Consider the following 15,331-nt stretch of genomic DNA (forward strand, 5'->3'; position numbering starts at 1 on the left):
GGATCAGAAAGCTTGTTTGAATCGATGTATTTCATCCGCAGATTATGCACGAATGCTAAGAAATCCGGAGTGCAAATATTAACCAAAAAGAAGATCGTTTTTTGATTTATGAAAGAGATCTATTGAAAATGCTTATAAAATTGCATATTTTCATACTAAGAATAATAGTTTTTATTTAGACCCACCACCTAACCAAAAAGCTGAAAATCTTAAAAAATCCATTTCTTTCCTACGAGAAAGAAAAATTCAAATCAAACTAAAAAATGGAATTGTTGATAAAAAAAATTTAATATCAATTGAGAAAATCATCGATAAAAAATTTGAAAAATTAGGATTTTTTAGCATAGACGGAATTTTAGAAATATTACCAAAACATGATAATTTTGAAATTTATAAATTTAGTGATAGTGCTCCAACAACACTGGATCCTTGGGGTTTTATTTTCAATAAAGCTTTAAAAAATTTAACACTCCCTAAGATTAGAAAAGAGTTAATTGCCGATGAACTACTTTATCTAATGAAACTATCTAAGCACTATATTTCACTTTTCGAATTACAAAATTATGAACATGCGCAAATTCAATATATGTATGCAGACTTAAATAAGACTATTAAATTAATAGAGAAACAAGTCCTATGTGACCAGTTATTAAAAATAGAGCAATATGATACGAAATCAATTTTTTTATTTATCGAATTTATAAAAAACCAATACGATGATGAAAAATTAAATATAATTTATAACATAGCAAAAATGGTTTATCAAAATAAATTTAACAAAAAGTTTAATGCATCCAAAATTTTTCAAAACCTAAAAAATGAACTCCCATTGGAACTATATGATTACATATACAAATTAATGATCAACACTAAACCTAACAAAGATTTTATAAATATAAACTTTATAGAAAAAATTGACTATTTCAAAAAACCATTTATTTTATTAAATAATGGAAATATAGTGTTTTTAAATCATTCCTTTTTCTTTGTGGGTTTTTACCATGTAATTTTGGAGGAGCTTTTTAGAAAAAATATAAAAAGTATAGAGCAAGGAAAATTAATTGAAGAATTTGCAGAACATCAATTAGAAAAAAATAATATTAATTTTATTAAAGGGGAGAAAAAATACAAAGTAAACAAACAGCAACAATCCTTATTAAAAATAAAATCACAAGAATTAGAATCTGATATGATTATTTACAATAAAGAAAATATTTGTTTTTTTGAATTAAAACTAAGAACCTTAATAAACAAATCTAAAGGTGGAAATTGTTTCCACATATTAAATGACCTATCCGAATCTCTATTAAAGTCTCAAACACAATTAAATAAACATAAAAGATATATTTCAAAGTTCAATGAGATAAATTTCAGATCAAATGAAAAAATTAAACTAGACAACCGAAACATTTACAAGATAAGCGTATCTTCACTAGATTATCAAGGATTACATAATCCTTTGATTTTTCAAATATTATTAAGAAATATACCTGGACATATTATAGATAAAACCAAAGATAATAATCTAAATAATTTAGTTGACAATATTAATCAAAAATTTAAGGATTTTTCGGATGAAATCTCAAGTGAAGAAACAAAAAATGAAATTATATCTCCTACTGGATTAAGTAATACTTTCTTTTTAAATGTATTCCAATTACTCTTCTTAATTGATAAATCAAAAGAAAAAAGAACAGATTTAATCGATGAATTAATATTAACTAGGAATATTCGTCTTGATCAGTTTGATTTCTACTATGGTTACTCTTATATAAATATGCTTAAACAGCATCAAAAGCGCCTTTAGGCGCTTTCTTCCACAACTCTTAAAACTCTTGGTTTTCTTGGAACTTCCATTCCAACCAAATTTTCAAGAAAACCAACATTCACACCCAAAGCTTGAGCTATATCCTCTGCAAAAATTTTCTTTTTTGCGAGCATAGCAAAACAGGCTTGAAGGAGCTCAGGCTTTTCCTTAAGAATTAAATGATCTTCTTTTTCAGTAATAGATTCACTATTTTTTCTCAAAGCAATTACACCACTGGTGTATTGTTCTTGAGTCAATAAACCTAAAGACTTTGCTCTATAAAGAATCGCAGCCTTACTTACCTTCCAAGTCTGCTTAAATTCACTCAATTTAGACCAGTTATAACGACCACCTCTAAACCATGTAGGGAAATGAGTTCGCATCATTGTTTGAGGAATCAATAGTGCAGATGCAAACTGATTTGCCTCAGACTCAGTAATACGATCACCAGTCACCATACCATCGTGAAGCACTAAATGGCCAAGCTCATGAGCAAGATCAAAACGCTGACGGCATTCACTTTCTTTTGCTTCATTACGAACAAAAATTGGGCGTGCTGTTGCTAAAGAGAGCGCATCCACTTCCGTTGATAATGATTTAAAAGTTGTAACTACCACACCATGTGACTCACATAGGCGAATCATATTACTAATTGGACCTAAACCAAGGCCCCAATCAGCACGACACTGTTCAGCTATAGCTTCTATAGAGCTAGAACGATCAGAGCCTTGAATATCATATTTAGGTAATCTAAGTTTAGAATCTAAATATACAGTCAAACGCTTAATATATTCTCCACGAGCAATCACAACTTGTTTTGTTGCAACCTTTGTAGATCTCAAACTTCTAAAGTGGATTTGCTCTTCCTGCAATACGGGTTTTACATGTGTAAATAACTCTTCAGGAACATTAAAGTAAGTGGCAGCTTGTTGAATAAATTGAGGACTAGGTATGGTCTGCCCTGTCTCAACTTTGTGAACATACTGCCGTGTGCACTCGAGGTGCTGACCTAACTCTTCCAAAGACAGTTGATTAAACTGTCTCAGAAGCTTTAGTTCTAATCCATTAAAAGGCGTGTTCATAATGACATTGCTTATTACTACTATTTAAATTTGGTATCCAAATGTTCATCTTGAAGATCATCCTCATCAGGATCTCCAATCAATGGAGCATCTAAATGAATTGACTCAGGAGTTATTGGATCAACTAAATGTAACTTATTACCGTCCAGATTGTCATTAGATCGCCAATAAGCTACAGGCACAGTGGCTAAATTAAAGCCTACAAATTCAACAAATGCCTCTTCTTCGTCTGATTTGGGCTCATTCAAGATGAACTTCCAAATGACAGGCTGGTTATCATCAACCTGAAATAAGTCATAATTCGTTGGCGTATATTTTCTTAATTTTAATGATTTAGGATCGGTAAAGTCACCCTTACAGAAGCCAATCTGAGCATAACCAATTTGAAAAACAAATCGAAATGACTCATCTTTTAAATGTACATCTACAGGACATTCCTGTGATTTGATTAATTTTTTAAATTGTTCATATGTACGGCCAAATATTGCTGTACCACGAGTATAGTTATTGTCATTTTCACTATTCAAAATTTCGTGAACATCACAATAAATATCAAGCATTGGTACTGCAAAGTATTCGAGTACTTCATTGGTTAACTGGGGTTCAAATGCGGAGGGAGGATGTAACTTTGTTTCTTTCATTTAAATTAGTCCAAAATAAATTTGAGATGTGGGTTAAAATCAAGATAGGACTAATTGATTAGTTTGTCAACCAACTTTTAGGACTAAAAATTAGATTTGTCAACTAAACCCGTATTCATACGACTTTCTAACTAGATTCATTGAGCAAACGACTCGAGAGTTGTTAGACTTCCGCTAATGTTTTGACTTTAAAATAATTTATGAAATTTTTACTTATTTTAGTTTTGGGGGTCACTTCCATCCAAGTTTATGCAAAAAAGTGCGCTGACTTTTCTACTCAGCAGCAAGCACAGAAATGGTATGAACAACGTAAAAAATCAGGACAAACAGGCTAGAAAAGTCTAGACCGCGACGGAGATGGCCAGGCCTGTGATTGCCTGCCGGGCGGAAATGGGAAGAAATGCCCGAAGAAGAAAAGATAAAATTGGACAATTATATTGATTATAATTTAATCCATTAGATTTAATTATTCCCTAATGTATTTCAGTCGAAATATATTTTAAGTAAATTATGCTTACCAAAAATTATGATTAAATTTGGATCAATAATGCATATTAAACCACTTTTACTTTTAGGCTTATTTGGTCTATTAACTGGGTGTCAAGTTGTAGAAACTGCTGATAATAAAAAGTCTGTTTCTATGTTACCGCTACATATTCCAAAGGAAGCACGCTACCTAAATACTGCTGCAAATGCACCTATTTCAGAAAAGCGAGAAGCTTATGCTAACCAACTCGTGAGCTCGGGCCAAAAATATGCCACGATCAAAACAATTCCTTATGAGTTTTTCCAAGGATCGGGTTCTTTAAGTGCGTACCCTTACACGGTTTACACTTTTGACCAGCAACGTGTGAAATTTGTAGAAAACTCACTACTCAGCCCATCAACCACACAAACAAGATTTGATCATTCGCAGGTGAAACTCAAACTACCTGTTGGTCAACACGATATTGTTTTCGTGAGTGGTATTGGAAATCATAGTTACTTTACTGAAATCAAAAACGTGACTTTAGAAGAAAATAAAGATTATGTTATTGGCGTAGATCGTAACCCAAATACTAAACCTCTAGTTTTCATTGCTGAATATGAAGTTGATTCTCGATTTAAAGCGACTGAGCCAGAATCTATTGTTATTACAAAACGTATTGTTGAAGGTGTTGAGCATGCAAACCTTAAAAAAGTCAAAGTTTATTAAAACAGCTACTGCCTTAGGGCTACTAACTTCACTGTTATTGCTCCAAGGCTGTGTACGAATGATGCTACCAACCTCAGAAACTGAATTGGTAACAAAATCAATCAATGGTGGTGGTTCAGTAGAAGTTCCTTTGGACTATGTACAATCTTATGCAAACTTAAAGCAGGCATATGGAAAATGCGTGGAATACAGGACTTATAATGATTATTTGAAAGTTGAAGCTAACCTAGATCGTGAAAATAATATTGGGACTTTTTATGGCAGACCGCCATATGGGACTTATATTTTTAAGACTACAATTACGCCGATAGATTCAACTTCTTCTAAGCTTACAATCTATACAATACGTGGCAGTCTTCTGACAGACAATGCCAATCAAAATGTATTAAAAAAACGTTTAGAGCAGGATAAACTTCGTGCATTAGGTCAAGATCCAAAATGCAATAAAGGTTAATTTGTACTTAAATCAAAAGAGTGCCATATGGCACTCTTTTTCCAAGGCTGATTAAAAATAAATTTATCTTTCTAATAATTGACCAATTTCTAAATTTGAATATCCACGATCTTTGAAGATTAAAACAATCGCTTGTTTATACATATCAGAATCAGAAGATTTATATTTATTAATAAGTTGCAGCTCTGAATTAAGCTGGAGATCATTTTTTATAGTCAATACTTCCGTAGAGACTTTGTTAAAAATCTTTAAGTTAAACATACAGGCACTCGTTATCCGCGTTATAGCGGCCCGACTACAACAAATACCTGCCTTAGCTTAGCTAGACACCCTTGGCCGAAAGGATTACAAATTAAGATAATATTTGCAAGTTTTCGTATTTCCAAGAGATAAAAAGTATCCAAAAAAACTATAAAAAGGTCGTAAAACGCCCAAATCAAAACTTATTTCTAAATAATACAATGTAATTTATCTGGCCAAGAACGTAAGAACATAAGGCCCTTTGTATCCCTTCTATTTCAATCCCGGATAACACGACATATTTACGATAGGCTAAATGTTCACTCACATTGAAATAGGAAAATATTCCAATGACTACTATTAATGTTGAAAATATTAAAAATCATGCAGATGTTATTGCTTCTTGCGGTACTAAAGTCGGTGAAGTTGACCACTTGCAAGGTTCGGATCAAATTAAACTGACTAAACATGGTGACGGCCATCACCACTTAATTCCAGTTTCATGGGTTGGTGAAATTACAGACAATAAAATTGTACTGACTAAAGACTCTCAAGAAGTTAAAGATACTTGGGTTGAAGCTTAAAACCTCAATCCTAAAAAAACCCTCTTAGTGAGGGTTTTTTTAATGTCTTCTGAGAATTGTCATTGGAGGAAGTTAGTCTTTATCTAATGTATGAGGTGTTGTTGTCTCCTCATTTTCATTACTATCTTTTTGCTGGCAACCTACCAGCCCCAATACTAGTACCAGGCTTATAATTGCTAACGCTTTCATACTTAGGCCTATATATGTGTTAAAGCTCTACACTAACAAAGCATGAAGGTTACTGTGTATTGAATTAAAAATAAGAAAGCCCTCAATTGAGAGCTTTCTTAAATAGAATGAATTTAGGTGCATCTATAAATATTTAAATCCAAAAACCTATTTTGTACGCTCAATATGAATTACATCAATATCAGTAGGTTTAATACGATGAGTATCAACCTCCCCGACTACATGCACTTGATCACCCACTTTGAGTTTAAGCGGTTTCCATAAATCATCATCAACGTCTATATTGATCGCACCTGTTGAATCACTTAACTCAAAATCATCACCTGCAATATGTTTAGTGATTTTTCCTTTTAGCGTTACACCAGATTCATCTGATAATTTTTTTGCTTGGGCAATTGTTACAACATTTTTTTCAGCTTCTTTTAATAACGCTGCTTGGTTTTAAATCATATCCTCGTTTAAGGTTACCAAACGTGCCTCAAGAATACTTTCAGGCTATCAGCTTCATCGACCATATTCCTACTGGTGAGGTTCACTATCATGAAGCCTTTAATGCAACTGAGTAAAAAATGTCTATATTTTTCCTATATTTTCATGCATAAAAGCCGCTCATTTGGGCGGCTTAGTTTTAAGGGAAATAACAAAAGGCTATATTTTCAGCATAAACATTGTGAGTAAATTCATATTTATCCACTACAATTTATCATTTTCAAATCAAAAAAATAAAATCAACTTCGAACTTTATTTTATGCATATTAGTCACTATATTAAAAATTCATAGAATAAATGAAACAACGTGAAAACTTGAAATTAACCTTTTGAAAAGAAGACGGCGCCCATAATGGAAACAAAGCATTATATTCTCAAATTGGTTGCTAGCTGTATTTGTCTAGCTTCAACATACACATCTGCATCTCCTGTACCTTCCAAGATAAATGAAGGTCAAATCGCCAATATAACAGCCCTTACACCCGGTACAATACTATCTTTACAAGTCCAAACGCATGATCTTTTTAGTAATGCAGCAGAACGATATATCATCAGTTATAGAAGCCGAGGTGTTCATTCAGAACCGATTGTTGCTTCTGGATATGTCCTATTACCTAAGGGTAAAGCCCCTAAGGGCGGCTGGCCAGTTTTGGCTTGGGCACATGGTACAACTGGTGTAGCTGATACCTGCGCCCCTTCGGGTGATTATGCAGATGGACCCGTTCACATATACCAACAAATTGCAGCCAAAGCTTTAAACGCTTGGCTTGCTCGTGGCTATGCAGTCGTTGCGCCGGATTATCAAGGTTTAGGTACACCAGGCGGCCACCCCTATATGAATGCTCAAAGTCAGTTACACACTGTCGTTGATGCAGTCCGTGCGATGCATCAATTAAAATCAGTAAAATTGAGTAAAAACTGGTATGTCATGGGCCACAGTCAAGGCGGTGCCGCGTCCCTAACCGTGGCCGCGTTTGGACAAAAGGATGCTCCTGAACTCAATTTACGCGGAGCAATTGCATTGGCACCGGGCGGCTACCAATATGAAGGGATTGCTGAATATGTAGCAACTCAGTCTAATATTGATCCGAGCGTTGCAGCATTTTTACCTATCGTCCTATTAGGTGCTGAAGCTGCAGAGCCTACACTTTCAGCAAAAGATTTTGTCAGCCCAGAAATGCAGAAAATCCTCAATCAAGCTCGCAATCGCTGCTTATCAGAACTACAAAATGAACTAAAAGTATCGCCAAAAACTGTTTTTAAACCCAATGTAGATTTAACGCCATTGACCCGTTATTTAAAAAAACAGTCGATCGAATTTATGACACCTCAGGTACCTTTACTGTTAGTACAAGGTGATCAAGATCAATTGGTAGATTATCGGGGTGTCCATGCTTATTACCAAAAAGTCTGCAAGGAAAATAAACCCATAGCCTTTCACCCAATTAAAAATGGTGACCATCGTGATTCACTCAAACAAAGCGAATATTTAATCGACAACTTTATTCACTCAATTGAGAATAAGACGTATTTAAATACCTGCCCAATAAACTAATACTTAAAATTTTATATCAATATTTTTGATAGAAAATTCATTATGTAATTTTATTTATTAAGTTTTTTATTCAAACCTAAAGATGTTGGCTGTCAGCCTAGATCAATTTGGATTAATAAAATAAAAATACACAACTAAACAAATCAAAGAAATAGTTGAAATGAATAAATAAGTACCCGTTGTATTAAAGCTTTTTAGAAATTTAAATAAATCCATTATTTCTTCCCCCCATGAAAAAATAAATAAATTATACTCAATAATATCTCGTGGATTAAATAGCCGTTGGTCGAATAGCTAGAGCTATGGATCAAGTGATCATTAAAAAAATATGTATTACTTTTGAATCTAGACTTATCTAAAGTTTGAATCAGGCAAATACAAAAATACAGTTCCCAACTCAATGAGAACTGTATTATTAATACTACAAATTGATCGAAATTAAACTGCAAGTACTTTCACAATAATGGTTTGCATGTCTTCATTTTCTTCTGCCAAATAAACACGCTTTAATTCTTTGCTTTTCACTTTGAATTGATGATTTTGATACTGAATTACAGCTGGAATTTGATCAAAATACAGGCTATCTGCGTCTAATTCTTCTTGAAAAAGTGGCGTGCCCAATTGATAGTCTAGGCTTTTTAATACTACATATTTAACAGTCGTTTTCATTGAAATAAACCTACTTTTGTTACGCTCTTTATTTTAAGTTTTAACATCGTTTTCCTTCCGAAGAAACCTTTATTTCATATTTTCGTACAGCTTCTAAGCAATCACGCTATTTTTTTGAATTCCACAACACCCACAGTACCAACTTAGACTTTAAGTGAAATTACAGGCGAGCGGAATCAATGCTAAAATTTTAAGAATACTAATGATCATTCACCATTCTACTTTGGGGTAAGCACATGCTTAAACAGTGTTGCGATGCTTTAGAACAAAAATCCATGACCATCGCGTTTATCGAGAGTGCAAGCTCTGGTTATTTATGTAGCCAATTTTCAATTTATAAGAATAGTGGTGCAGATATCTTATTAGGTGGTCTTGTGAGCTATGATCCATCGATCAAACGTGAAATTTTAAAAGTAGATCCTCTACTAATAGAAAAATTTACGGCCGAATCCGCAGAAGTAACTCAAGCGATGGCTGAGCAAGGACAACAACTATTTTTACATGCGGACTTTGTGGTGGCCTGCACTGGATTACTTAAACCCGGTGGCAGTGCAACCGTAGAAAAACCCGAAGGAACATTTTATATTTCAATCTTACATGACGGTCGTATCTATAATTACCACTATTTTATTTTAGGTACAGCTTTAGAACGCTTAGATCAGTTAACTGAAAATGTTGCTCACAGTGTATTAGACATCTTAAATGCAGAATAAAACATACATAATCTTCATATTTAAATATCATTTTGCATTGCATACTGTATTGTGGAATTTACTTACCAGGACAAGAAAATGCAGCTACGTCATTTCAATGCATTCGCAATTAGCACACTACTGTCCTGCTCTGCTTTGGCGACGGTAGGCGGTCCTCAAAACATTGAGGTTTTAGGTTTTGATAAAAAAGACCAAAAAATCTATTTAATGCGTCATTTTGAAGATGGTCGTGGTCGTTTACCACAATTATATTATTATCAATTAGATAGCAAAAAACCGACGCAATTAATTACCGTAAAATCTCTATATATCAATCCAAAGACAAAACGGATTGATTACGACCAAGACAGTGCCCAGTTTGATAAAGAAATCGCGAAAATTAAAAAGCGTTTAGCCAAACTAACACCAGTAAATAACAATAATGCCCGAATACAGTTATTAACGACCATGAATGGCACTGCAAAATCTTGGTATGACCCGAATGAAACCATTGATAAATGGACCTATCAATATCGTGTTAAAAATTCGCAGTATAAAAGCGCTGTACAAAAGGCTGAGACCTATAAAGAAGGTTTAAAAATCTCTAAAACTTATCGTGTAGTGCAAAAGCCTTTTTATTTAGTAACTGTTAAATATCTAGGGATTCCATTTGAAACAGGATATAGCGTTGAAGATCCAGTTTTATTAACCAAATAGATTGTTAAATTAAATAACAAATAATAAAAAAGCCTCTTTTGAGGCTTTTTTATTACACTTAAAATTATGCTGCAGAACGCTCTGCAATTGGCACAACTTTACGTAATTCCGGACCTGTATAGTCCGCACTTGGGCGAATAATACGATTGTCCGCACGCTGCTCCATTACATGTGCAGCCCAGCCTGTTACACGTGACATTACAAAAATTGGCGTAAACAATTTCGTTGCAATATCCATGAAGTGATAAGCAGATGCATGGAAGAAATCTGCATTACAGAACAGTTTCTTCTCACGCCACATCACTTCTTCACAGCGTACTGATACTGGATAAAGTACCGTATCGCCAACGTCTTTCGCTAGGCGTTCAGACCAGATTTTGATGATGCCGTTACGTGGGTCATTGTCTTTATAAATCGCATGACCAAAGCCCATGATCTTTTCTTTACGCTCAAGTTTGCCGAGCATTTCACGTTCAGCTTCTTCTGGAGACGTCCAATTTTCAATCATTTCCATGGCAGCTTCATTTGCACCGCCATGTAATGGGCCACGAAGTGAACCAATTGCACCTGTGATGCATGAATGCATATCTGACAATGTTGATGCACATACACGCGCTGTGAATGTAGATGCGTTAAACTCATGCTCTGCATACAAAATCAGTGATACGTTCATCACTTGCTCGTGCAATTCATTTGGTTTTTCGCCACGCAGTAAATGTAGGAATTGAGCGCCGATTGAATCATCATCGGTGTTTTCTTCTACACGTACACCATCATGGCTGAAACGGTACCAGTAGCAAATGATCGCAGGAAGCGTTGCCAAAATACGATCTGCAACATCTTGTTGTTCATCGAATGATTTTTCAGTTTCAAGGTTACCTAACATTGAAACGCCTGTACGCATCACATCCATTGGGTGTGAGTCAGCAGGAATACGTTCTAATACTTCTTTCAATGCTTGCGGCAATTGACGCAATGATTTGAGTTTGGCTTTGTATGCTGCTAGTTGTTCTGTTGTTGGCAATTCACCAAAGAAAATCAGGTACGCGACTTCTTCAAACTGACAGTTTTCTGCCAAGTCTTGAACGTCATAACCACGATAGGTTAAGCCCGCACCACTTTTGCCTACAGTTGAAAGTGCAGTTTTACCCGCTACTTGTCCGCGCAGTCCTGCGCCCGTGAGTACTTTTCCTTCAGCCATTTTTTATTTTCCTTCAGTGAACAATTTATCTAAGGTGTTTTCAAAAGTGTGATAATCGAGGAATTGATAGAGTTCTTTTCGTTGTTGCATTTTATCCAGTACATTGACTTGTGTACCGTCATTGCGGATCGCATGCATTACTTCGAGTGCCGCTTTTTGCATTGCACGTGTTGGTGATAATGGGTAAAGCACCATTGCAATACCCTGCTCGCCTAGTTCTTCTTTGGTGTAGTAAGGGGTATCACCAAACTCTGTAATGTTTGCCAGTACAGGGACACCAACAGCATCGCAGACAGTTTTGTACATGGTAATATCAGTCATTGCTTCAGCAAAGATCGCATCTGCACCTGCTTCTACACAGGCACATGCACGGTCGATCACTGCTTGCAAACCTTCTTTTTGTAATGCATCTGTACGCGCCATCACCACAAAGTTTGAATCGGTTTTTGCATCAACAGCCGCTTTAATACGGTCAACCATTTCTTGTTGTGACACGATTTCTTTGTTCGGACGGTGACCACAACGCTTTTGTGCGACTTGGTCTTCAATATGAACCGCTGCTGCACCTGCTGCAATCATTTGCTTCACACTGCGGGCAATATTAAATGCACCGCCCCAACCTGTATCGATATCGACAAGTAATGGCGTATCTACACGTTCAGTAATACGACGAACATCTTCCAAAACATTGTCTAAACTGGTCATGCCTAAGTCAGGTAAACCATAAGAATAGTTCGCAACACCTGCACCAGATAAATATATGGCTTTATAGCCAACTTCTTTTGCCATCATTGCTGCATAGGCATTTACTGTGCCAATGATTTGTAATGGTTTTTCGATTTCCAATGCTTGTCTAAATCTTAAGCCTGCAGACGTTTGTTGTGTCATATTCCTTTCCACGGCATTTACTTTAATTTTCGAAGTTTGAGTATATCCATATTTTTTTCCAACTCTATGGCTTTGTAGAATATTAACTCTAAAACTTTAGTCAAATATTTCACTTATCACCTATCTGTTGTTATTCTTTAGTCAAAGATCCCTTATTTATTAGCAAAGCAGAAAAGTAATGAATTTTTTGCTATAATTATCATCAAATCAGCTATTTTTTTGTTAAATATTATCACTTTATGCAAGATTTAATACACATTGAACCTTTAACGCATGACCAGCCACAAACGCGGCGCGGACATGAACGATGTGTTGCGCTTTTAGAAAGTGCTACGGAGCTTTTTTTAAAACGTGGTTTTGATGCAGTTTCATTAGATGACATCGTGAATCATGCAGGTGGTTCAAAAGCGTCAATCTATAAATATTTTAATAATAAAGACGGATTATTTAAGGCCATTTGTGACTATCGTCGCTGCTTATTTTTCAAAGATATTTGCCTACCATTTACGGTGAGCCCTGACACCGATATTCGTGCTTATCTCATCAATACTTTAAGTGACTTTCATCAGCATATCGTGATGCCTGAAAATGCGGCATTTATGCGGTTAGTCTTAGAACAAACAGGACGTAATCCTGAAATAGCACGTTATATTCATGAGCAAGGCCCAAAACAAATTCAGAACACCGTTGCTGAAATTTTGTATCAAGCACATCAACACGGTTTGCTGTATTGTGAAAACCCGTTGTTTTCGGCTCAGTTTTATTTTGGAATTTTGCGTAATTTAGAATGGCGCGTTCTCATGGGCATCAGCATTGATGAAAATGATCAAGAAACCATCAATTACATCAGTTATTGCGTCGATCGTTTCCTAGACGGTCACCAAAAGCGCTAGATTTTTTGCAATTTACCTCTCTTATAGTATATTAATCGATTCCTTTTTCTCTAACCAACCAACAACTAATTGTTGTTTTGTTCTTTGATTCAGCAATTATTGTGGAGTAACAATGGCTCTACGTCACTTTCTAACTTTACGCGATTTATCGACTTTAGAACTTAACCAAATTGTACAGCGCGGTATCGAACTCAAGCGCAAACAGCATAACAATGAAGTTTTCCAACCTTTCGTTGGTAAAGTCATGGGCATGATTTTTGAGAAATCGAGCACCCGTACACGTGTATCGTTTGAAGCAGGAATGAGCCAATTTGGTGGTAGTGCAATTTTCCTTTCATCTCGCGACTCTCAATTAGGTCGTGGCGAGCCAGTAGAAGATTCTGCACGTGTGATTTCAAGCATGCTTGATATTGTGATGATTCGTACTTTTGGTCATGACATTGTTGAACGTTTTGCTTCTTATTCAAAAGTTCCTGTCATCAATGCATTAACAGATGATCACCACCCTTGCCAATTACTTGCCGATGTTCAAACATTTGTTGAACACCGTGGTTCTATTGAAGGCAAAACGGTTGCTTGGATTGGTGATGGCAACAATATGTGTAACTCATATATTGAAGCTGCTCATATGTGGGGCTTTAAATTAAAAATCGCTGCACCTAAGGGCTATGAACCTAAAGCAGAATTTCTATCTGAATTTGCACACTGTGTGGAACTTGTTGATTCTGCCGAAGATGCTGCAGTTAATGCAGATTTAATCGTTACAGATGTTTGGGCAAGTATGGGCCAAGAAGAAGAGCAAAAAATTCGTGAAAAAGCGTTTGCTGATTATCAAGTGAATGAACGCCTGATGGATCTTGCTCACGCTGACTGCCTATTTATGCACTGCTTACCTGCGCATCGTGGCGAAGAAATTTCTGAAAATATGCTTGACCACAAAAATGCTGTGGTTTGGGATGAAGCTGAAAATCGCTTACATGCACAAAAAGCACTTGTTGAATTCTTAATTAACGAAAATCTTAAAAAAGACTAAGGTTTTACTTAGATAAATGAAGCACCTTCGGGTGCTTTTTTTGTTTTTGCATGCTTTAATAAAACCATAACTTTTATAAGTGATTAAGATTATGCGTTTAAGAAATATTTGCTTATTGGCTCTTGGATTGAGCTTATCTACTTTTAGCTTTGCTGGTGAACCAAGTGAATTAGATCAATACTTGGTGAAAAATCAGATTTTAGATAGCAATTTTAAAATTAAAAATAAAACAGGTTTAAACGAAATACTGGCTGCCATTAGTGATGAAGATTCACGCACTCTTCCCTATCAAGTTGATCAGAATATGTTGATGGAAAAAATGGAAATGGAAGCGGATAAGATTGAAATTGATGGTATTATCACCACCCCTGATTTTGCGCAATTTGAACAATCAGTCGGTGAACATAAGGTGAAGCAACTCATCAAGCATAATTCACTCCAAAACTGTGAATTACTATTCGAGCATCAATTTCAACGTGTTAATCCATATAAAATTGAAATGGATCTAAGCTCGGGTAGCAAACAATACGAAATTATCATTAAAAATACAGAGTGCAAATTTAAATAAATATCTAATTTCTTACAGCTCTTGGTTTAACTTTTGCATTGTTTAACTTAACGAATTAAACCTTGAGGCTGTAATACAATCACAGCTGCGCCCACCAACACAATGACGCCACCTAGCATATCCCAACGTGTTAGAACTACGTGATCGACAAAACGCAACCACAGCAATGCAGAGAAAATGTAGATTCCGCCATAGGCTGCATAGATACGACCCGAAGCTGCTGGATGCAACGTCAATAACCAAACAAATGCAGCCAATGCAAGCGCTGTTGGAATCCATAACCACTGCGATTTTTGCTGATTTAAAATCAAATATGGGAAGTAACAGCCTAAAATTTCCATCAGTGCTGTCAGTGCAAATAAACCAAATGTGGTCAGCACTTTTGTTAATGGTATGTCCATCATTGAGAAACCCAAATCTAGCGTCGAATAAAT

The 15,331-nt window shown here is 35.4% G+C and carries 17 protein-coding genes and 3 pseudogenes; 12 read left to right on the top strand and 8 right to left on the bottom strand.

Translation table 11 applies throughout. The features are described 5' to 3' along the window. Positions 1 to 517: 517 nt before the first annotated feature. The gene (locus FTV04_RS14570) at positions 518 to 1,807 is read left to right on the top strand and encodes a hypothetical protein (protein ID WP_180090167.1); all 1,290 of its coding nucleotides are present in this window, start codon (positions 518 to 520) and stop codon (positions 1,805 to 1,807) included. Here the strand turns inward: FTV04_RS14570 and FTV04_RS14575 are convergent. Both FTV04_RS14575 and FTV04_RS14580 read right to left on the bottom strand, forming a co-directional pair. Continuing rightward, complete coding sequence (locus FTV04_RS14575) at positions 1,804 to 2,889, bottom strand: XRE family transcriptional regulator (protein WP_180090169.1); 1,086 nt, start codon at positions 2,887 to 2,889, stop codon at positions 1,804 to 1,806. The genes FTV04_RS14570 and FTV04_RS14575 overlap by 4 nt on opposite strands. A gap of 20 nt (positions 2,890 to 2,909) precedes the next feature. Continuing rightward, positions 2,910 to 3,530, bottom strand: a complete 621-nt coding sequence (locus FTV04_RS14580) for a hypothetical protein (protein WP_180090171.1) — start codon at positions 3,528 to 3,530, stop codon at positions 2,910 to 2,912. 200 nt (positions 3,531 to 3,730) lie between these two features. Here FTV04_RS14580 and FTV04_RS16880 point away from each other — a divergent pair. The 3 genes and pseudogenes from FTV04_RS16880 (at position 3,731) to FTV04_RS14590 (ending at position 5,179) form a co-directional block, all read left to right on the top strand. After that, positions 3,731 to 3,952, top strand: a pseudogene (locus FTV04_RS16880) (excalibur calcium-binding domain-containing protein). Positions 3,953 to 4,077: 125 nt separating this feature from the next. Then, positions 4,078 to 4,725, top strand: a complete 648-nt coding sequence (locus FTV04_RS14585; RefSeq protein ID WP_180009666.1) for a hypothetical protein — start codon at positions 4,078 to 4,080, stop codon at positions 4,723 to 4,725. Then, a complete protein-coding gene (locus FTV04_RS14590) occupies positions 4,694 to 5,179 on the top strand; it encodes a hypothetical protein (protein WP_180090173.1) in 486 nt (161 codons plus the stop codon). The genes FTV04_RS14585 and FTV04_RS14590 overlap by 32 nt, the downstream gene beginning before the upstream one ends. Before the next feature lie 63 nt (positions 5,180 to 5,242). Here the strand turns inward: FTV04_RS14590 and FTV04_RS14595 are convergent, their stop codons facing one another. Continuing rightward, positions 5,243 to 5,440 (bottom strand): hypothetical protein, encoded by a 198-nt coding sequence (locus FTV04_RS14595; RefSeq protein WP_180090175.1) that lies wholly within the window; start codon positions 5,438 to 5,440, stop codon positions 5,243 to 5,245. A gap of 329 nt (positions 5,441 to 5,769) precedes the next feature. Between FTV04_RS14595 and FTV04_RS14600 the strand changes: the two genes are divergently transcribed. Continuing rightward, the gene (locus FTV04_RS14600) at positions 5,770 to 6,003 is read left to right on the top strand and encodes a DUF2171 domain-containing protein (protein ID WP_180090177.1); all 234 of its coding nucleotides are present in this window, start codon (positions 5,770 to 5,772) and stop codon (positions 6,001 to 6,003) included. A gap of 336 nt (positions 6,004 to 6,339) precedes the next feature. Here the strand turns inward: FTV04_RS14600 and FTV04_RS14605 are convergent. Next, positions 6,340 to 6,624: pseudogene (locus tag FTV04_RS14605) on the bottom strand (NirD/YgiW/YdeI family stress tolerance protein); the annotation flags it as partial. A gap of 5 nt (positions 6,625 to 6,629) precedes the next feature. Here FTV04_RS14605 and FTV04_RS16885 point away from each other — a divergent pair. After that, positions 6,630 to 6,758: pseudogene (locus FTV04_RS16885) on the top strand (GNAT family N-acetyltransferase); the annotation flags it as partial. Positions 6,759 to 7,030: 272 nt separating this feature from the next. After that, complete coding sequence (locus FTV04_RS14610; protein ID WP_180090209.1) at positions 7,031 to 8,236, top strand: alpha/beta fold hydrolase; 1,206 nt, start codon at positions 7,031 to 7,033, stop codon at positions 8,234 to 8,236. Positions 8,237 to 8,674: 438 nt separating this feature from the next. Here FTV04_RS14610 and FTV04_RS14615 read toward each other — a convergent pair whose 3' ends face one another. After that, the gene (locus FTV04_RS14615) at positions 8,675 to 8,905 is read right to left on the bottom strand and encodes a hypothetical protein (protein WP_078190858.1); all 231 of its coding nucleotides are present in this window, start codon (positions 8,903 to 8,905) and stop codon (positions 8,675 to 8,677) included. Between the two features lie 236 nt (positions 8,906 to 9,141). Between FTV04_RS14615 and FTV04_RS14620 the strand changes: the two genes are divergently transcribed. Together FTV04_RS14620 and FTV04_RS14625 are read left to right on the top strand one after the other, a co-directional pair. Continuing rightward, complete coding sequence (locus FTV04_RS14620) at positions 9,142 to 9,618, top strand: CinA family protein (protein WP_168379808.1); 477 nt, start codon at positions 9,142 to 9,144, stop codon at positions 9,616 to 9,618. Between the two features lie 78 nt (positions 9,619 to 9,696). After that, the gene (locus FTV04_RS14625) at positions 9,697 to 10,314 is read left to right on the top strand and encodes an aminotransferase (protein ID WP_180090179.1); all 618 of its coding nucleotides are present in this window, start codon (positions 9,697 to 9,699) and stop codon (positions 10,312 to 10,314) included. Between the two features lie 64 nt (positions 10,315 to 10,378). On the opposite strand, the gene prpC is transcribed toward FTV04_RS14625, so the two are convergent. Next, complete coding sequence (gene prpC / locus FTV04_RS14630; protein ID WP_180005560.1) at positions 10,379 to 11,515, bottom strand: 2-methylcitrate synthase; 1,137 nt, start codon at positions 11,513 to 11,515, stop codon at positions 10,379 to 10,381. Positions 11,516 to 11,518: 3 nt separating this feature from the next. After that, on the bottom strand, positions 11,519 to 12,403 hold the full coding sequence (gene prpB, locus FTV04_RS14635) for a methylisocitrate lyase (protein ID WP_078193463.1): 885 nt from the start codon (positions 12,401 to 12,403) through the stop codon (positions 11,519 to 11,521). 239 nt (positions 12,404 to 12,642) lie between these two features. On the opposite strand from prpB, the gene FTV04_RS14640 reads away from it, so the two are divergent. The 3 genes from FTV04_RS14640 (at position 12,643) to FTV04_RS14650 (ending at position 14,897) form a co-directional block, all read left to right on the top strand. After that, positions 12,643 to 13,296 (top strand): TetR/AcrR family transcriptional regulator, encoded by a 654-nt coding sequence (locus FTV04_RS14640; RefSeq protein ID WP_180090181.1) that lies wholly within the window; start codon positions 12,643 to 12,645, stop codon positions 13,294 to 13,296. Between the two features lie 112 nt (positions 13,297 to 13,408). Further along, positions 13,409 to 14,329, top strand: a complete 921-nt coding sequence (gene argF / locus FTV04_RS14645) for an ornithine carbamoyltransferase (protein ID WP_078193464.1) — start codon at positions 13,409 to 13,411, stop codon at positions 14,327 to 14,329. A 91-nt stretch (positions 14,330 to 14,420) separates the two neighbouring features. After that, positions 14,421 to 14,897 carry a hypothetical protein gene (locus FTV04_RS14650; RefSeq protein WP_180026239.1) on the top strand — a complete coding sequence of 159 codons (477 nt, stop codon included), beginning with the start codon at positions 14,421 to 14,423 and terminating at the stop codon, positions 14,895 to 14,897. A 47-nt stretch (positions 14,898 to 14,944) separates the two neighbouring features. Here the strand turns inward: FTV04_RS14650 and FTV04_RS14655 are convergent, their stop codons facing one another. Next, a complete protein-coding gene (locus FTV04_RS14655; RefSeq protein ID WP_111883867.1) occupies positions 14,945 to 15,298 on the bottom strand; it encodes a YnfA family protein in 354 nt (117 codons plus the stop codon). Between the last annotated feature and the right edge of the window lie 33 nt (positions 15,299 to 15,331).

Origin of the sequence: Acinetobacter sp. YH12219 (assembly GCF_013417875.1) — a bacterium.
GTDB classification, from domain to species: Bacteria; Pseudomonadota; Gammaproteobacteria; order Pseudomonadales; family Moraxellaceae; genus Acinetobacter; species Acinetobacter amyesii.